Raw genomic sequence first — 16,771 nt, forward strand, 5'->3', positions numbered from 1 at the left:
AGCGCGAAGATCCCTTCGGAGGAGGAAGCCATGGCTATCCAAAACGTCCGCCGCACCGCCGCACTCGCGGCAGCAGCGTTCGCTCTCCCCCTGGTTCTGGGCGTGGCAACCCCGGTATTCGCCGACTCCCAGCAGGCGGACCCGTACGGGCCGGCCTGCGCATCGGTCCCCAAGGAGGGCTCCGGCAGCCTCGCCGGCATGGCCAAGGACCCCGTGGCCACCGCGGCGTCCAACAACCCGGCCCTGTCGACGCTGGTCACGGCCGTCAAGAAGGCCGGCCTGGTCGACACCCTGAACAACGCCGAGGGCATCACCGTGTTCGCTCCGACCAACGAGGCGTTCGCGAAGATCCCGAATGCCGACCTGGACAAGATCCTGGCCGACAAGGCGGAACTGACCAAGATCCTCACCTACCACGTGGTGGGCGAGAAGATCACACCGAACCAGCTCGCCAAGGGCTCCTTCAAGACCCTCGAGGGCGGTTCCCTGACGACTGCCGGATCCGGAGAGAGCTTCACCGTCAACGGCACGGCGAAGATCGTCTGTGGCGACGTCCAGACCGCCAACGCCACGGTCAACATCATCGACACCGTCCTCACGCCGATGTGACCCGACTGCCTGCGAAGAGGACGGTGAGCGTGAGCGTACGAAGGTGTGGATCGGTCGCGTCGTTCGCCGTCGGCATGGTCCGAGTTGGTTGGATGCGGGCATGAGTTCAGTGCACTGGCTGTTCGGAGACCAGCTCGGCCCGCACTTCACCGCCACCGCCGGCGGCGGGACGCCGAGGAACGTCCGGTGGCTGCTGATCGAATCCCGCGCCGTTCTGCGGCGGCGCCGGTTCCACCGGGCCAAGGCCCATCTCGTGCTCAGCGCCATGCGCCACCGGGCCGCGGACCTGGGTGAGCGAGCCCAGTACGTCAGGGCGGAGACCTACCGGGAAGGGCTGATGCAGGCCGTCGGTGACGCACCGGTCTCCGTCCACCACCCCACGTCCCGTGCCGCCCTCGCCCTGGTGACCTCGCTCCCGCAGGTCACCGTCCACCCGGCCCGCGGCTTTCTGGTCGGACACCGGGAGTTCGCCGACTGGGCCGCGCGGCAGCAGGGCCGGCGGCTCCTGCAGGAAAACCTCTACCAGCACACCCGACGCACCCACGACATCCTCATGGAGGGAGACGGGCCGGCGGGCGGGCGGTGGAACTTGGACCACGACAACCGCGAGCCACCGCCCCGCGGCCGGACCACGCTCGGCGCGCCGCCTCCGTACCGGCCCCGGGAGGACGAGATCGACGAAGGAGTCCGGCGGGACCTGGACCGCTGGGAGCGGGAGGAGGGCATCACCTTCGTGGGGCGCGACGGCCCCCGCCTCTTCCCCGCGAGCCGCCGCGAGGCCCTGGCCGCGCTCGACCACTTCGTCACCCACCGGCTCGCCGACTTCGGCGCGCACGAGGACGCCATGCTGGCCGCCGACCCCGTGATGAGCCACAGTCTGCTGTCCTCCTCCCTCAACCTCGGCCTGCTCGACCCGTGGGAGTGCGTGAGCCGGGCGGAGGAGGCCTTCAGGGCCGGGCTGGTACCGCTCAACAGCGCCGAGGGCTTCATCCGGCAGGTGTGCGGCTGGCGCGAGTACGTGTGGAACCTCTACTGGCACCTCGGCGAGGACTACCGGCACCGCAACGAACTGCGCCACACCACACCGGTCCCGGCATGGTTCGCCGAGCTGGATGCGGACGCGGTGGGGGCCCGCTGCCTGTCTACGGTGCTGGCGCAGGTTCGGGATACGGGGTGGACGCACCACATCCCCCGCTTGATGGTCCTCGGCAGCCACGCCCTGCAGCGGGGCTGGGACCCGGCTGAGGTGACGGACTGGTTCCACCGGTGCTTCGTGGACGGCTACGACTGGGTGATGCTGCCCAATGTGGTGGGCATGTCCCAGTACGCGGACGGCGGGCTGATGACCACCAAGCCCTACACCTCGGGCGGCGCCTACATCCACCGGATGAGCGACCTGTGCGAGGGCTGCCGGTACAGGCCCACGGACCGCAGTGGCGAACGGGCCTGTCCCTTCACCGTCGGCTACTGGTCCTTTCTGAATCGGCATCGCGCAAGGCTGGAGGGCAATCCCCGCATGGCCCGAGCCGTGAAGGGCCTGGACCGGCTCGGCGACGTCGAGCAGGTGATCCGGGCGCACCGCGCCGTCGGCGACACACCCCCCTGAGCCGATCTGGTCGTCGGCCGGCAAAGCTGTGGGGGAACCGGCCACTGCTATCCCCCGGGCACGTGAACGAGGAAGACCTCGTCCACGAAACACCACGCCCAGGCCTCGTCGGGATCCATCGACAGGACCACGGGGTGTCCCGTCTGCGCATGATGGGCGTACGCGTGGCGCCCTCGCGAACTGTCGCAGCATCCAACGTGCCTGCACGTCGCACACCACCGCAGCCGGGCCCAAGTCCACCCGCGTTCGCGGCACTCCGCACACACTCCCACAGGTATCGCCGGCCGGCTGGGCAGCGCGGCGAGGTGGGAACACGTACGTTCTTCGAGACGGCCGCCGTCAGGCGATACCGCCCATGAGGAGAGTGGTCGTCGCAGACTCTCGCGGTCGGCGCCGATGTGATCCAACTCGTTTCCTTTCCTCTCCTCGGCCCACGGGGGCACAGGCTGGCTGAGCGTGTTCACCGCGGCCCTCAGGCTCTTGCTCCGCGGTCGGCTGCTTCCGCGAGTTGGCCGACCATCGCATGGACGGCCGCACCGGGGTCGGCTCCCGTCGGCAGGGCAGGCGCGCTCCCTGTCACCGGCCTGTCCGAGAAACCGGTTTCCAGGTGCGGGAGCCGGAAATCGAGCACCTGTAGACGCCGTGCGCGCCCTTCACGCGCCACGACACCGAGCCAACAACTCAAAGCGGTCTTGGACGCCGCGTAATCGGCCGTTCCCAGCATCGGCCGGTCCACGATCGCGCCCGTCGCGGCGGCCAGGAAGCCTCCCTCCGCCACGCAGGCAACCGCCCCGCGCAACACCGCTGCGGGGCACAGGAAATTCACGCTGAACACATGCTCGGCCACCGCATCAGGTACGTCCTCGGCCCGCCCGAAACCGGCTACCCCCACCAAAACGAGCACCCCGTTCAGCGCACCCAACTCTTGCAGGGCCCAAGGCGCGAGAGCGGCGCAGCCGTCGAGGTCATATGCGTCGATCAACCGAGCGGGACCGCCGAGAGCCTCGGAGCAGGCGGCCAATCGCTGCTCATTCCTCCCTGCCAGGGCTAGGAGGGCACCCCGGGCGTGGAGCTCTTGAGCAGCGAGGTGGCCGAGCGCCCCTGTGGCGCCCACGACCAACAGCCGTGCTCCCTCAATCCCCTTAGCGGTCATGGCCGTACCAAGGGGCCTTTGCGCGCCCCGGCCTCCCGGGCAGCCCATTCGCGCCGGCATGCCCAGCGAGTCCGATGCCGCACGCGATCACAACCCGGCGATCCGGGCTGCGAAGAAGCCCGCCACCAGGACTGCGCCGAAGGCTATCAATCCCAAGAACAGCCAGGGGTGCTCCCAGAGGCCACCGTCTGGCCGCTCTTGATGCGCCTCGGCGGTGCAGCCTTCACCTGATGGGGTTTCCTCCGGCGTGACACCGTACGAGTTCATGGTGCCTCCTCGACTCAGTGCTTTCCTTCGCCCCTTCCATATTTCTGCGACGGTCCGCCTCGCGCCTCTCGCATCGTTTGTGCACCGTCTGGCGAGGTGAGCCGTAGATCGGACGGTCGTTTCCAGCGACGGCGGGGCGGACGGTCGAAAGCGCGCCCGGGGGCCTGAGACCCGACCCGGCAGCCAGCCTTCGCGACGCACGCCTACGCCTGCGCTCCGGTACGGCGACGGCCGGGTAGATCTGGGCGAAGGCCCGAATCAACGGACAGCCTGAGTCCGGTGTACGGGGCTTCAGGGTCGCGGCGCCGTTGCACGAGAGGGACGAGCAGGGCGATGCCGACGAGCATGGCGAGGAGTTCGGCCTGCCACACGAGTGTGTTGCCGGTGGGCTGGGTGTGGTCGAAGGCGGCGATCCAGGTGTTTGCCCAGGCTTCCCACGGTGTGTGGAAGTCCCGGTACCGGCCGCTACCTGGCGAGCGAGTACAGCATGGAGCCGGTGCGCCCGTGGTGCGAGGGGAACGAGGGAGTCCTCGCGGGCGTTGGTGTGAGGGTGGGAGCCGCACCGGGGGTCCTATTTCCGAAGGTTTCGAGGGGAGCGCTCATGAGCACGGCGAAAGACTTGTTCCTCATCGCCATGGACGAACGGCCCGGGGTCGGCGTCGGGCAGGGTGACTTGTCGCTCGCGCTCGCGGGCGCCGAACTGATCGATCTCCTCGCGGTGCAGGCCGCTTCTCTGGACGGCGACTCCATCGTGCCGGGCGGTCCGTGCGAGCCGCATGACGAACTCGTGGCCGAGGCGTCGGAGGCGCTCATTCGGCAGGCGCCCTACGAGGGGGTCGAAGACTGGTTGTGGCGCCGTGGCCGCGAGCTGTCCACGGCCTACCAGACCGCCCTCGAAGCGGCCGGCCAGCTGACACGGGGACGGCGCGCCCTGCTGCCCTTCGGAAACGACCGCCTGGAAGTCGCCGAGACGCCCGTTCGGCGCCGGGCCCGAAGCAGGTGGGAGGCGGGTGAGCCCACTCTCGTCGCCCTCGCCTCGGTCGTGGGTATCGAGGCGAGCCGCTCCGAGGACGGAGGCGAGCGCGCGAACGAGCCGGTCGTCGAGGACGAAGCGGTGACCACCGTGCTGGCGATCGTCAGCGATGCGGTGACGGAGCTCGAAGCCGTGAGACAGCGGCGTTCCATCGAGAACGCGGCCTTCGCCAATGTCTGGCGTGTCCCGTAGGCATACGCCCCGGCCCGGTGCCATCCAGGGAGCTGTCCGATGTGACCGATCCCTGGATGGCAGGGCTTCGCGTACGGCGGCGCCGTGGTGCTACCGGTCGAGGAGGGCGCTGACGGTCTTGCCGCCGGTCGGGTGGCGGGTGACGGCGGTGGCGCGGGCGAGGTGGTTGACCATGGGCCAGCCGAATCCTCCGGCCCCACCGTTCAGATCAGGGCAGCGCATGCGCGGGGCCCGCGGACTGTCGTCGTGGACGGCGACCTCGACGGCGCCAGGGTGCGCGGTCAGGTCCAGGGTGCAAGTGCCACCGCCGTGCCGCAGGGCGTTCGTGACGAGCTCGGAGACGACCAGGATCACGGTGTCAGCTGCTTCGGCTGCGATCACCGGCAGGAGGTCGTGCAGGAAGTGGCGGGTGGTTTTGCGTGCGCCGGCGACCGATGCCGTGGCGCAGGCGGGTGCGACGGTGATGCGCATCGTGTTCATCGGGTCTCCCGGGTCGTTGGTCGTCGCTGCGCGCGGTCCAGTGGGCGCTCGGCCGGTTCCCGGGGGACCGCGGGAACCAGGCCGGCGCTGACCGCGCCGCGGCCTGATCCCTCGTTGGGGGCGGCTGTTGAGCGGCACCACGTTCGAGGGCGCTCGCCGGAGCCGGGCGGCCGTACCGGAGCTGCTACTGGTGGGGTACGTGGTTCAGCCGAGGGGTCCGGGTACGGCGATGGGCTGCCGGCCCCCGGCGCCGCCGGCCGGGGAAGGGGTTGCGTCGTGCGGGGACGCTGGGGGCCAGGGCGAGGAGGGCGATGACCGCGAAGGCCGCGCCGATGATGATCAAGGTGATGAGGGTCATGTTCCTGCCTTCCGTCGGCTTCTGACTGCCTGTAGCTACTTGGTGTTACCGAATCCCGGACAACTAAACACGCTGGGTGATGTTTGGGTGGGGGAGGCGGGGCATACGCCGTGGCGGAACGCTTCCTACTGCTTGGAGTGATGACCATGTCCGGTGACGAGAAGACTCAGGCCAAGGGCGACGCCCGCCAGGCCAAGGAGAAGATCAAGGACGTCTTCAAGGACTGACCAGCACACCGCGGTGTTACGGGGGGCAGGCCCGGACCAGGGTCTGCCCCTTTCCGTTTCCGTGCGACCACCTCGGTGCTGCCTCCTGAGCGCGGCGCGCGGGGCCGACGGACCGGCGCTGCTGGAGGTGACCACACACCGGGACCTCGCCCACCTCTCCCGCCTCGACGACCTCGGTACGGAGCGCTGGGACGCGCTGTTCGGACCGCGCGGCTTCTACTCGGCGAGCCCGTGGCTCCGCCACGCGCAGGCCACGGCCGCCACCGCGCCGTACTACTTCACCGCAGCCGACGGACCCGAATGGGTCGGCGCCCTGCCCGCCTACCAGCTGGAACAGGACACCCCCTACGTCTTCTGCAGTCCTGGCACGGTGGTCGACTTCCTGTACCGGCAGGCCACCGGGGACGACGCCCTGTGGGCGGCGGGATTGATGCCGGCCCTGGCCTGTGGCGGCCGCAACCCCTCCCACACCAAGGCAGGCGTGGCCGCAGGGCTCGGCCCGCGCCGGCAGCGCGAAGCGGTGGAGGCGGTCGTCGAGGCGGCGGAACGGCAGGCATGGGCGACGGGGATGGAGTCGGTCTCCTTTCTCTACGTCGACGAGGACGACGAAGTGCGGCCCGGGTGACCACCGCCCACCGCGACGGTGCGCTGATCGGTTTCGTCCTCACCTTCACGCACGGCGGCGAGATGTACGCACGGCAGGCGGGCTTCGACTACGAGGCGCAGGGGAAGCTCCCGGTCTACTTCGGGCTGGTCTACTACGAGCTCCTGCGCATCGCGCTCGCCGAAGGGATATCCCACCTCCACTACTCCACGGGATCCGACCGCGTGAAACTCTCCCGCGGCTGCACCCCCCGGCGCCAGTACGCCTACCTCAAGGCCCGCCGCCCCGAGCAGGCGGAACACCTGGCCCGCCTCGCCCGGCTCGCCGGCCCCGGGCACGACTGAGCCCGGGGCCCGGGGCCCCGATTCGTTGTGGCGGATGCCGTCCCCCCAAGCCGGGGCCGGCGTCCGCCCCGAGACCGCTCGTCGGGCTGCCTCAGGGGAGTCGGGCTGCCTCATCGGACAGGGGAGTGCTCCGGGACCGCCCCCGCATACGGCTCCCGCGGCACGGTGCAGCAGACGTACAAGGCGGCCTTGAACGGCTACGCCGTCAGCCTCTCCGACATGGTCGCGTACGCCTGCACGGCGGTCCGTGAGGCGGCCCGGGACGGCGCCGAGCGCCACCACCGGAACCCGCTCCCCACCGTGTGACCCCGGGCTATCCGAGGCCGGCCGCTGCCGCCCATCGGCCGAGTTCCTGCTGTACGGCCGTACGCTGCCCGGCCGTCGCCGGGGCCGCGCTGATCAGCGCGAAGTGCAGGCCTTCGGCGGCGCCGGACAGGAGGATGCGGCGGGCGTTCGTGCCGCCGGGCTCGGGGGCGATGGCGATGGCTCCGGTGGTTCCGGGGCCGGTGACCGTGCCGAGGTCCGAGACGACCGTGGTCGTGGCGGGATCGAAGCCGGCGGGCAGGTGCAGTTCCGTCGGCGCGCTCGCGTTCCCGCCGCGCCACACCAGTACTCCGTACGGCAGCTCGGAGCCGGTCAAGCGCGCCAACTCCGGCATGCCGGCGGGTATCTGGCTCCAGGTGACAGTGGTACCGGCGTCGCGCGAGCGGTCCTCGTAGAGGAAGGCGAGCGTGTGGCCGGCGACCGCGGTCGGGTACAGCCGGTCCAGGAGTCGCGCGTCCTGACGCAGCACCGGGGTGCCGCTGTCGTCGAGGCGTACGGCGGACAGGTCCTCGTCGTTCCAGGCGTCGCCCGTGGTCCGGATCTTGCCCGGGTTGTCGTTCATCGCCTCGTGGTGGCGGCCGCTGTAGATGTCCCACTGCCACTGGTTCGCGGACAGGACGGGTCCGGCCGCGGCCGGGTTCTGCCACCAGGCACGGCCGCCGAGTCCGCTGTCGAGCGCCTGGTACTGGCCCTTGCCCACGGACGGGGCCTTGTCGGACGAGGTGCCGGTCAGTGGATGGCCGAACTCGCTGACGATGGCCGGGGAATCGAGAGCGGTGGACTTGTTGCGCACGGAGTTGAAGTCCGCGGTGTACGCGCCGTCCTTGGCCTTGGACAGGTTGAAGAAGCCGGACATCCGCGCCTGGTCGTAGAAGTGCGTGTTGAACACGTACCGCGGCCCCAGGGTTCCGACGCCGCCGAGGCCACCGGTCTGCTTCATGAAGGCGAGGTTGGAGTTCCAGAACATGTTCGGCTCGACGAGGGCGGGTTTGCCCTGCCAGCCCGCCGCGTCCATGCGCGCCCGAAACTTCTCGTAGAACGGCCAGAGGCGTCCCTGCTCCCAAGCGGCGCCGTCCTCGCCGCTCGCGTACTGCCCCGCGTAGGGCTCGTTGTACGGGTCGAACCCGGCGACCGCGGCGAACTCCGTGGCGTCGAGATGAGCCGCGAGGTACGTCATGGTCGCCTGGGCGGTGTCTAGGAAGGCGTCCTGGATGCCGTTCCGGTTGATCCAGAAGTCGCGCATGGCGCTCTTGACCGTCTGGTTCTGGGTGATGTTCTGGCCCCAGTGGGCGCAGATCCCGCAGAACTCCCTCGGGTAGCCGCCCGCCTGGACCACCCAGCGCGGTGCGCCGTCGCCCGAGTACCAGCTGTCCTTGTCGAAGACGTACCGCGAGAAGAGGTCCTGGTGGAAATCGGGGTACACGCGCAGCCCGACGGCCAGGAACTCCCGCATCTGCGCCGTCGCCCGGCTCAGGTAGACCTCGTCGACCTGCCCCCGGGCCGGCTCGGCCGCTGCCCACGACAGGAGGAAGCGGACGGAGTTCGCTCCGCCCAGCTCGCGCAGGGCCCGTGCCGACTTCCGTGCGTCCTCGACGCTCGCGAAGGGCAGCCCGCCGTTCTCGGCCAGCTTGGTCTCGCCGGAGACGTTGAACCCGCGCAGGACCACCTCGCGCCCGTAGCCGTCGACGAAGTGCGTTCCGCTGACGGTCACTTCGGCCGCCCGTGCGTCGTACGGGACGGACCCGGCGGCGTGCGCCGGGGCTCCCGCGTACAGAGAGGACATGGCGAGGACGGCGAGTGCCGCACCCCACGCCCGTCGGCCGGAGCCGTACGGCTGACGCTTCGCCTGGGTCATCATGGGCCGTACTGTCATTGGTATCTGATGAACCGTCAATCACTTGGGCGCGCTGACCGCGCTGGAGGCCTCCGGGGGTCCCGTCAGGGAGATGGGGAGTCGGTCGTGCGGGCGATGCCGTCGGGGCGGCCGTCGATCCACGCGTGTCGCGCCGCGTCGCGAGCGGCGGGGGGACCGCCGGGGGGACCGCCGGGGTGTCGGTTACGGGTGCGGACGTTCTCCACGACCGCCCAGCCCCTGCCGCCGTCGAAGGTTCTGAACTCGACCAGGTGGTGGTCGAGGTGTCCAGTGATCATCACTGCCATGAGGGACAGGTACTCTCCCCGGAGGTCGGGGGTGAGCTCGCCCTCCTGCGGCCCTCCCAGGAGGACCTGCTGTTCCTCGGCCAGGAGCGTGCAAGTGGTCTGGACGGCTCGGACGAGTGCCTCGAACCGCTCCCCGCCCAACCGCGTCCGTAAGAACTCCAGATGGGCGCCGAGGACGTCGGCCTCCCGGCCGCCTTCCGACCCACCGGGATCCTCCTGCGCTCCAGGTCCTCCAGGGTCCGGCGGATGGTTCTCGGTCATGCTTCCGCCCTTCCCCCAACGGCCGCTGCCCTGTGCAGTGTAGGCAGGGGCCCGCGCTCCGACGGCGCTCTTCGGCCACCCGGCCGGCCCCGGCAGCCTTCTGCGCGGCGTCCCTGCCCAGGCGCCCCGAACGCAATCGACTATGCCAATTGCACATTCAAAAGGAATGCGATTTCGGCAATTCCGGGATGGATTACCCGCGTTCACTCTCCCAACGTTGACAGCGTGCTGCGCCTTGAGGGTAAATGAGTTCACAGGTGGCCTGATGTGGTCGCAGGTAGGCTGGATCAGGCCACTCCGTGACCGGTTCATTCCACCCGTCACCTGGTGTGGCCGTGGCGATGTCGCAGTAGAGGGGTGTTTGGGTCGCGGGTGTACAGCGTGGTCGTGTAGTGAGCGGGTATTGACGCATCCGATTCTTCCGTGGGGGATCAATGGCCCAGCTCAGTTCTTTTTCCGTCCCCGAGTTCCACCTTCCGTTCGGAAACTCCAAGCATCCCGGGGCCGCCCGGGCGAACGCCGAGGCGACCTCGTGGGTGTTGCAGCACGAGCTCGTGACCGCGGCAGCCGAGCAGTTCTCGGGCATCGGCGTGGGCCACCTGGCCGGCCGGGTGAGCGGTGACGTCCCCTACGAGCGGGTCCTCTTGCTCGCCGAGTGGATGGCCTGGTCGTTCGTCCTGGACGACCAGCACGACCACCTCATCAGGGCGGGAGAGGTCGCGGCCTGGCGGCCCGTCACCGACGCGATCACCGGCTATCTGCGAACGGGGCGGATCGAGACGTCGGCAGCGGGCCGAAATCCGTTGGTGACGGGATTCGTCGACCTGTGCGACCGGATCCTGGCCGGCATGTCCGAGGGGACCGCGGCCCGGTACCGCACCCATGTCCCCCTCATGCTGCACTCCTTGGACCAAGAGGCGGGCAACCGCGCCGCCGCGCAGCGCCCGGGGGTCCAGGAGTACGTCCTCATGCGCCGCCACAGCTCCCAGATCCTTCCGATGATGGACATGGTGGAGGCCGGGCTCGGGATCGACCTCCCCCAGAACGTCCACGACCTCCCCGAGTTCCAAGCCCTCGCCGCGAGCGTGCTCGACGTCATCTCGTGGGGCAACGACGTGTTCTCCCTGCCGAAGGAGCACGCCTGTGGGGACACCAACAACCTCGTCTCCCTCGTCTCCTTTTGGGAGAGGTGCTCCCTCCCTGACGCCGTCCAGGCGGTCGAGGGACGCATTCAGGAGCGCATCGAGCAGTATCTGACCGAAGAACAACGTCTGATTCAGGCCGTCAACGCGCTCCCCGGGACGGAACCGTCGCTGGTTGACGCCGTCTCCCGCTGCGTGCGCAGTTACGAGGACTGGATGATCGGCGCCGATCTGTGGCAGCGTTACGAGTGCACGCGGTACAGCGACGAACGGTTCGCGGCCGGACTGGAGTCTGCGTACACCCGCCCGGATCTTGTCTCCGCGGCGTGACGGAAAGTCAGTTCATGGCAACTGAAGCGCATTCCGGTCCCGAGGTCCATGCTCCGGTCGCCCCAGGGCGGTTACCGCTCTTGGGCCACGCACTGCAACTGTGGCGCCGGCCGATCGCGTTCCTGGAGTCGCTCCGGGAACACGGCGACATCGTACGGCTCGACATCGGCACCTGGCCCGTCCACGTCCTGACGAGCCCGGAGCACGTCCACTCCGTACTGGTCCAGCAGGCGCAGCAGTTCGGCCGGGGCAGGATCTTCGACAGGCTCCGCCCGGTGTTCGGCAACGGGATCGTGACCACCGACGGCGATTTTCATCGCAAGCAGCGCCGGATGATGCAACCCGCCTTCCACCGCAACCACATCGCCGAGTACGCCGAGGTGATGTGCCGGCGGGCGGAGGCGATGTCCGCGTCGTGGACGGCCGGCCGTGAGATCTCCATGGTCACGGAGGCGCGCGGCTACGCGATGTCTTCGGTCGCCGAGATGATCTTCTCGGGGGAACTGAGCCGGCCCGCCGTCGACGAGGTGCACCGCTCGCTGCCCATCGTCCTGGAGGGCATGCTCGTGCGGGCGGTCATGCCCAAGTCGCTGGACCGGCTGCCCATTCCGTACAACCGGCGGTTCGACGGCGCGGCCGCCCGGCTGCGCCGGACCATCGACGAGGTGATCGAGCAGTACCGCGCCGAGGAGCCGGCCGAGCGGGGTGACCGCCACGACCTGCTCTCCTTGCTGATGGCGGGCGTGGACTCCGAGACCGGCTCGACGATGGATGCCGAGCAGGTGCGGGACGAGGTCATCGCCATCATGCTCGCCGGCACCGAGACCTCCGCGACCACCCTGTCCTGGATCTTCCACGAGATCGGCCGGCACCCCGAGGTGGAGGCGCGCATCCACGCCGAAGTCGACTCGGTGGTGGGGTCCAGGCCCGTGCGTCCCGAAGACATACCCGCGCTGACGTACACGCACGACGTCTTCCAGGAGGCCCTGCGCCTGCATTCCCCCTTGCTCTTCACCCGCAGGGCCCTGGCCCCCCTCACCCTCGGCGGAATCTCGATCCCGGCCGGCGCGGAACTGGCCTACAGCCCGTACGCGTTGCACCGGGACCCCGTGCTTTTCCCCGACCCCGGCGTCTTCGACCCGGACCGCTGGCAGAAGGGGGCGAAGGAGCGGTCCCGTACTCACAGTTACGTTCCGTTCGGGGCCGGCCAGCACAAGTGCATCGGCGATTCCTTCGCGGTGGCGGAGATCCTGACCGCGGTGGCGACCGTCGCCTCGCGATGGCACCTGAAGCCCGCCCCGGGCATCACCGTGCGCGAGCTTCCCGCAGGGATCCCGCAGCCCAGCGAACTGCCGATGATTCCCGTGGCGCGGAAGATACAACACTCTTCTCATACGAGTGAGGAGATACCGCAATAGTGTGCTGAAACAACATCAACTCCTCCTCCGGCCCGTACACTCTGCCGCACGTGCTAGAGGGGGCAAAGGATGTCGCAGGTCACGGAACCGAGAAGCTGGAACACTCAGCCCCTGCTGGAGCGGGAGGCGGAAGTCCGCGCGATCCAGCGCGCGGTGGACGTACTCTGCGGCATCTCGGGCAACGGCCCGGCCAACCGCAGCGGCGGTGTTCTGACCTTCGCCGGGTCGGCCGGCATAGGAAAGACCACCCTGCTGAACGAGGCCCGCCGCCACGCCGCCGACCGCTCCTGCACCGTGCTCTTCGCGCGCGGCGGCGAGCAGGAGCGGCAGGTTCCGTTCCACGTGATGCGCCAGCTCATCCAGCCGGCCCTCGCCGCCATGAGCGAGGACGAACGGCGCGACGCGCTCGGCAACTGGTACGGCATCATCGCCCCCGCGCTCGGGCTGACCGCCGCCCCGAAGGGGCCGACGGGGCCCGACCCGCAGGGCGTGCGCGACGGACTCGACTGGGTGGTCACGCACCTGGCGGTACGCAACGCCCCCGTCGTGCTGATCGTCGACGACGCGCACTGGGCGGACGCGGAGTCCCTGAGCTGGCTCACCTCCTTCGCGGCGCGCGCCGAGGAACTGGCCATGCTGATCTTGGTGGCCTGCCGGCCCGACGAGATCCCCGCCGACGCCGGCGCGCTGCGCGCCCTCATGGGACGCCAGGGGGCGCGCCCGCACGAGCTGGCACCCCTGACCACGAGCGCCGTCGCGCGCATCGTGCGTGACGCCCTCGGCGAGAACGCGGACAACGTGTTCTGCCGCGAATGCTGGGCGATCACCGGCGGAAACCCCTTCGAGGTGGTCGAGCTGGTCATGAAGGGCCGCGACCGCGGGATGAAGCCGTACCAGGGCAACATCCCCCAACTGCGCGACCTGGCTTCCGCGGTCAAGGGCAGCGGCCTGATCGACCGGCTCGAACAGCTCGGCCCGTCCACCGTCCGGCTCGCATGGGCCGCCGCCGTGCTCGGCACCGCGGTCCCCCTCGGCATCGTCGCCGGCGTGGCCGCCCTCGGTGAGGCGCAGGCCGCCGAAGCCATCGACCGGCTGCGGGCCGCACGCATCCTGACCGTCCTCACGGGCGTACGGCGCAAGGAAGTCGTGGAGTTCTTCCACCCGCTCATCGCCACCGCCGTGTACCGCTCGATTCCGCCCGGTGTACGCGTGGGCATGCACGGGATGGCCGCCCAGGCCGTGATCGACGACGGGCAGGGTTCCGCGGCCGCCGCCCGCCACCTGCTGGAGATGCACCCCGAGGGCGACCCGTGGGTCGTACAGCAGCTGCGCCAGGCGGCGCGAGAGAGCTTCTCCGCGGGTGCTCCTGATGCCGCGCGCCGCTACCTGGCACGTGCCCTGCGCGAGCCCCCGGAGGTGGAGGACCGCGCCGAGGTCCTGTTCGAACTCGGATCCGCCAACCTCCTGCACGAGCCCGCGACGACGATCAACCAGCTCAGGGCCGCGCTGGAGGAGCCCAAGACCGACCAGGCCCTGCGCGAGGCGATCACGTACCGGCTCGCCCAGGCACTCGGCCACACGGGTCAGCTGGGTCTGGCGGCGGGGCTCCTCGCGGACGAGGCCCGGCGTGCCACGAGCTCCCGTACGCGGCTGCGCATGCAGGCCGAGCAGTTCAAATGGAACGCTGTCAGGTTCGACGAGGAGAACTCGCCCGCTCGTTCCCGGCTCCTCGCCCAGTTCGCCAAGCGGCTCACCGGTCGGGGTCTGCCCGAGCGGCACATCCTCGGTCTGCGGGCCTGGGACGCCGCGATGCGCGGCGAGCCCGCCTCCACCGCCCTGGAGTACGCGGAGCAGGCGCTCGACGGGGGCATGAGCTGGACCGACCAGGACTTCGGTTTCGAGGTGCCCGCCGTCCTCGCGGTCACGCTCATGTACTGCGACCAGCCCGGCCGGGCCGAGGACCTCTTCAACACGGCGATCGTCGAGTTCGAGGGGAAGGGCTGGCGCGGCGCACACCTGTCGTTCGTCTACACCCTGCTCGGCTACGTCCGCTACCGGCGCGGGCAGCTCGCCGAGGCCGAGGACTTCGTACGCAACGGCCTGCAGATCGCCGACCGCGTCGGCACCGGGATCCCGGCGCAGTGGTACGCGATCGGTACCCTCATCGAGACCCTGCTCGCCCGGGGGAACACCGCCGAGGCCCAGCGCATCGCCAAGGCCTACAAGCTGGCCGACGGCTTCCCGCAGGCCGTGGTCTATCCCGATCCGCAGGCCGTGTGGGGCAAACTGCTCCTGGCCCAGGGCAGGATCGAGGAGGCGGAGCACCACCTCACCGCAGCCGGCCGGCGCCTGGATCTGCGCGGAACGCGCAATCCCTCGTGGAGCCCCTGGCAGCTGGACTTGGCGCTCGCGCAGGCAACGCACGCGCCCGAGCAGGCACGGGCCACGGCGGCCGAAGCGGTCGCACGGGCCCGCGCGTTCGGGACGTCCAGCGTGATCGGACACGCCCTGCGCGTCGCGGCCGCGGCCACGGACCCGTCCCAGGCGGCGGGCCTGCTGCAGGAGGCGGTGGAGCACCTCGAACAGTCTCCGGCCGCCTGCGAACTCGCGCACGCGCTCATCGACCACGGCATGGCCCTGCACGCCATCGGCGCCCCGCACCTGGCGGCCCAACAGACCTACCGGGGCATGGAGGTGGCCGCCGACTGCGGCGCCGAAGGGCTCGTGAGCCGGGCCAGGACCCAGCTGGCCTCGGCAGGTCTGCGGCCTCGCCGGTTGCGCACCTCCGAGCAGGACACCTTGACCGTCGCCGAGCTCACGGCTGCCCGCCACGCCTCGGACGGGATGGACAACAGGGCGATCGCCGCGGCGATGCACACCAACGCCCAAGCGGTGTCCGAGCTGTTGTCCGCGGTCTTCACGAAACTGGGCACCGACCGGCTCGGACTGCACCGGGCGCTCGGAGCCTGATCGCACGGCCGGCCCGGCGGGGAGCCCGGGCCGGCGTCGGTGTCCCCGGTGCGGACCGGCGGCCGTCTGCACGTGAATCCCGTGATCACCGCCTGGCACGACGGGCGTGCACGACGGGGTGCTCGACGGGGTCGACACCCGTACACCCGGGTCGCTACGAGGGAGCGGCGGCCGGGGTCGAACGGTCGGTCTCCGGGCCGGCCGGCGGCTCGACGAGCTGCTCGCGCAGGTACCTCCACACCACCGCGAGCAGCGCCGCGGCGGGAACCGCCAGCAGGCTGCCGACCACTCCGGCGAGACTGCCTCCCAGGGTCACCGCCAGCAGGACCACCGCCGCGTGGAGCCCGAGACCGCGGCTCTGGATCATCGGCTGGAAGACGTTTCCCTCCAGCTGCTGCACCACGACGATGATCACCAGCACGATCAGCGCGTCCGTCAGACCGTTCGAGACCAGCGCGATGAGCACCGCGACCAGGCCGGCGAACAGGGCGCCCACGATCGGCACGAACGCGGACACGAAGGTCAGCACCGCCAGGGGCAACACCAGGGGAACACCGACGATCCACAGCCCCAGCCCGATGAAGACGGCATCGAGCAGACCGACGAACGCTTGCGAGCGAACGAACGAACCGAGGGTCTCCCAGCCGCGCTCGGCGACCACGGGGACGTCGGTGGCGAGCCGGCCGGGGAGTTGCCGGGTGAGCCACGGCAGGAACCGCGGGCCGTCCTTGAGGAAGAAGAACATCAGGAAGAGGGCCAGGACGGCGGTGACCAGGCCGCTGAAGATGGTGCTCACGCCGGTGACGACCGTGGACACCGTGGTGCCGATGCTGTGCTGGACGCGGTCGACCGCGGTGTCGAACGCCGCCGTGATCTGGGCGTCGCCGATGTTCAGCGGCGGCCCGGCAGCCCACCCGCGCAGCTGCTGGATCCCCTTGACCACGCCGTCGCCCAGCTCGCCGGCCTGCGACGCCACCGGCACGGCGATCAGCGCCACGACACCTGCGGCGACCACGAGGAACAGTACGGTCACCAAGGACGCGGCCACGGCCGGAGGCCACCCGCGCCGGCGCAGGAAGGCGACCAGGGGCCACGTCAGCGTGGTGAGCAGCAGGGCCACGACCAGCGGCCAGAGCACCGACCACATCCGGCCCAGGAGCCACAACGTCACGGCAGCCATCACGAGGACCAGCAGCAACTGGGCACAGACCCGTGCGGACGCTCGTAGCGCGGACGCCGTCTTTCTCGAACTCAGCGTGTCAGACATGGGCTCACCCTATGGAACACCCAACA

The 16,771-nt window shown here is 70.1% G+C and carries 16 protein-coding genes; 8 read left to right on the top strand and 8 right to left on the bottom strand.

Features of this window, described 5'->3' with window-relative positions; genetic code table 11:
* Positions 1 to 30: 30 nt before the first annotated feature.
* Both OHA37_RS35645 and OHA37_RS35650 read left to right on the top strand, forming a co-directional pair.
* On the top strand, positions 31 to 609 hold the full coding sequence (locus OHA37_RS35645; RefSeq protein ID WP_266911647.1) for a fasciclin domain-containing protein: 579 nt from the start codon (positions 31 to 33) through the stop codon (positions 607 to 609).
* A gap of 100 nt (positions 610 to 709) precedes the next feature.
* Positions 710 to 2,215: a cryptochrome/photolyase family protein gene (locus tag OHA37_RS35650; RefSeq protein WP_266911649.1), complete on the top strand. Its 1,506-nt coding sequence runs from the start codon at positions 710 to 712 to the stop codon at positions 2,213 to 2,215.
* A 47-nt stretch (positions 2,216 to 2,262) separates the two neighbouring features.
* Here OHA37_RS35650 and OHA37_RS40880 read toward each other — a convergent pair whose 3' ends face one another.
* The 3 genes from OHA37_RS40880 to OHA37_RS35665 are packed head-to-tail and all read right to left on the bottom strand — an operon-like array spanning position 2,263 to position 3,635.
* The gene (locus OHA37_RS40880; protein ID WP_443046260.1) at positions 2,263 to 2,679 is read right to left on the bottom strand and encodes a UBP-type zinc finger domain-containing protein; all 417 of its coding nucleotides are present in this window, start codon (positions 2,677 to 2,679) and stop codon (positions 2,263 to 2,265) included.
* Positions 2,680 to 2,687: 8 nt separating this feature from the next.
* On the bottom strand, positions 2,688 to 3,428 hold the full coding sequence (locus OHA37_RS35660) for an SDR family NAD(P)-dependent oxidoreductase (RefSeq protein WP_323182393.1): 741 nt from the start codon (positions 3,426 to 3,428) through the stop codon (positions 2,688 to 2,690).
* Between the two features lie 27 nt (positions 3,429 to 3,455).
* Complete coding sequence (locus OHA37_RS35665; RefSeq protein WP_266911653.1) at positions 3,456 to 3,635, bottom strand: hypothetical protein; 180 nt, start codon at positions 3,633 to 3,635, stop codon at positions 3,456 to 3,458.
* Between the two features lie 601 nt (positions 3,636 to 4,236).
* Between OHA37_RS35665 and OHA37_RS35675 the strand changes: the two genes are divergently transcribed.
* Positions 4,237 to 4,860, top strand: a complete 624-nt coding sequence (locus OHA37_RS35675) for a GOLPH3/VPS74 family protein (protein ID WP_266911655.1) — start codon at positions 4,237 to 4,239, stop codon at positions 4,858 to 4,860.
* Positions 4,861 to 4,950: 90 nt separating this feature from the next.
* Here OHA37_RS35675 and OHA37_RS35680 read toward each other — a convergent pair whose 3' ends face one another.
* Positions 4,951 to 5,340, bottom strand: coding sequence for an ATP-binding protein (locus OHA37_RS35680; RefSeq protein WP_266911657.1), 390 nt, complete (start codon positions 5,338 to 5,340; stop codon positions 4,951 to 4,953).
* A 184-nt stretch (positions 5,341 to 5,524) separates the two neighbouring features.
* Complete coding sequence (locus OHA37_RS35685) at positions 5,525 to 5,698, bottom strand: hypothetical protein (RefSeq protein WP_266911659.1); 174 nt, start codon at positions 5,696 to 5,698, stop codon at positions 5,525 to 5,527.
* A gap of 354 nt (positions 5,699 to 6,052) precedes the next feature.
* Here OHA37_RS35685 and OHA37_RS35690 point away from each other — a divergent pair, with 354 nt between their 5' ends.
* Together OHA37_RS35690 and OHA37_RS35695 are read left to right on the top strand one after the other, a co-directional pair.
* Positions 6,053 to 6,550 carry a hypothetical protein gene (locus OHA37_RS35690; RefSeq protein WP_328694613.1) on the top strand — a complete coding sequence of 166 codons (498 nt, stop codon included), beginning with the start codon at positions 6,053 to 6,055 and terminating at the stop codon, positions 6,548 to 6,550.
* A complete protein-coding gene (locus OHA37_RS35695) occupies positions 6,547 to 6,873 on the top strand; it encodes a GNAT family N-acetyltransferase (RefSeq protein WP_266911663.1) in 327 nt (108 codons plus the stop codon). Before OHA37_RS35690 ends, OHA37_RS35695 begins: the two co-directional genes overlap by 4 nt.
* 313 nt (positions 6,874 to 7,186) lie before the next feature.
* On the opposite strand, the gene OHA37_RS35700 is transcribed toward OHA37_RS35695, so the two are convergent.
* Both OHA37_RS35700 and OHA37_RS35705 read right to left on the bottom strand, forming a co-directional pair.
* Positions 7,187 to 8,980: a cellulase family glycosylhydrolase gene (locus tag OHA37_RS35700; RefSeq protein ID WP_266913378.1), complete on the bottom strand. Its 1,794-nt coding sequence runs from the start codon at positions 8,978 to 8,980 to the stop codon at positions 7,187 to 7,189.
* 155 nt (positions 8,981 to 9,135) lie between these two features.
* A complete protein-coding gene (locus OHA37_RS35705) occupies positions 9,136 to 9,618 on the bottom strand; it encodes a hypothetical protein (RefSeq protein ID WP_266911667.1) in 483 nt (160 codons plus the stop codon).
* Between the two features lie 536 nt (positions 9,619 to 10,154).
* On the opposite strand from OHA37_RS35705, the gene OHA37_RS35710 reads away from it, so the two are divergent.
* The 3 genes from OHA37_RS35710 to OHA37_RS35720 all read left to right on the top strand — a co-directional run bounded on the left by OHA37_RS35710 (position 10,155) and on the right by OHA37_RS35720 (position 15,478).
* Positions 10,155 to 11,090, top strand: a complete 936-nt coding sequence (locus OHA37_RS35710) for a terpene synthase family protein (protein ID WP_266911669.1) — start codon at positions 10,155 to 10,157, stop codon at positions 11,088 to 11,090.
* 14 nt (positions 11,091 to 11,104) lie between these two features.
* Complete coding sequence (locus OHA37_RS35715; protein WP_266911671.1) at positions 11,105 to 12,508, top strand: cytochrome P450; 1,404 nt, start codon at positions 11,105 to 11,107, stop codon at positions 12,506 to 12,508.
* 69 nt (positions 12,509 to 12,577) lie between these two features.
* Positions 12,578 to 15,478, top strand: coding sequence for an ATP-binding protein (locus OHA37_RS35720; protein WP_266911673.1), 2,901 nt, complete (start codon positions 12,578 to 12,580; stop codon positions 15,476 to 15,478).
* 154 nt (positions 15,479 to 15,632) lie between these two features.
* Here OHA37_RS35720 and OHA37_RS35725 read toward each other — a convergent pair whose 3' ends face one another.
* Complete coding sequence (locus tag OHA37_RS35725; protein WP_266911675.1) at positions 15,633 to 16,745, bottom strand: AI-2E family transporter; 1,113 nt, start codon at positions 16,743 to 16,745, stop codon at positions 15,633 to 15,635.
* Between the last annotated feature and the right edge of the window lie 26 nt (positions 16,746 to 16,771).

The sequence above is a fragment of the Streptomyces sp. NBC_00335 genome (genome assembly GCF_036127095.1).
GTDB lineage: Bacteria > Actinomycetota > Actinomycetes > Streptomycetales > Streptomycetaceae > Streptomyces.

Coding starts and splice junctions, on each gene's coding strand:
- OHA37_RS35660 (WP_323182393.1), bottom strand. CDS start 3,428: ATGCCGGCGCGAATGGGCTGCCCGGGAGGCCGGGGCGCGCAAAGGCCC.
- OHA37_RS35700 (WP_266913378.1), bottom strand. CDS start 8,980: ATGTCCTCTCTGTACGCGGGAGCCCCGGCGCACGCCGCCGGGTCCGTC.
- OHA37_RS35645 (WP_266911647.1), top strand. CDS start 31: ATGGCTATCCAAAACGTCCGCCGCACCGCCGCACTCGCGGCAGCAGCG.
- OHA37_RS35685 (WP_266911659.1), bottom strand. CDS start 5,698: ATGACCCTCATCACCTTGATCATCATCGGCGCGGCCTTCGCGGTCATC.
- OHA37_RS35680 (WP_266911657.1), bottom strand. CDS start 5,340: ATGAACACGATGCGCATCACCGTCGCACCCGCCTGCGCCACGGCATCG.
- OHA37_RS35725 (WP_266911675.1), bottom strand. CDS start 16,745: ATGTCTGACACGCTGAGTTCGAGAAAGACGGCGTCCGCGCTACGAGCG.
- OHA37_RS35650 (WP_266911649.1), top strand. CDS start 710: ATGAGTTCAGTGCACTGGCTGTTCGGAGACCAGCTCGGCCCGCACTTC.
- OHA37_RS35720 (WP_266911673.1), top strand. CDS start 12,578: ATGTCGCAGGTCACGGAACCGAGAAGCTGGAACACTCAGCCCCTGCTG.
- OHA37_RS35665 (WP_266911653.1), bottom strand. CDS start 3,635: ATGAACTCGTACGGTGTCACGCCGGAGGAAACCCCATCAGGTGAAGGC.
- OHA37_RS35675 (WP_266911655.1), top strand. CDS start 4,237: ATGAGCACGGCGAAAGACTTGTTCCTCATCGCCATGGACGAACGGCCC.
- OHA37_RS35705 (WP_266911667.1), bottom strand. CDS start 9,618: ATGACCGAGAACCATCCGCCGGACCCTGGAGGACCTGGAGCGCAGGAG.
- OHA37_RS35715 (WP_266911671.1), top strand. CDS start 11,105: ATGGCAACTGAAGCGCATTCCGGTCCCGAGGTCCATGCTCCGGTCGCC.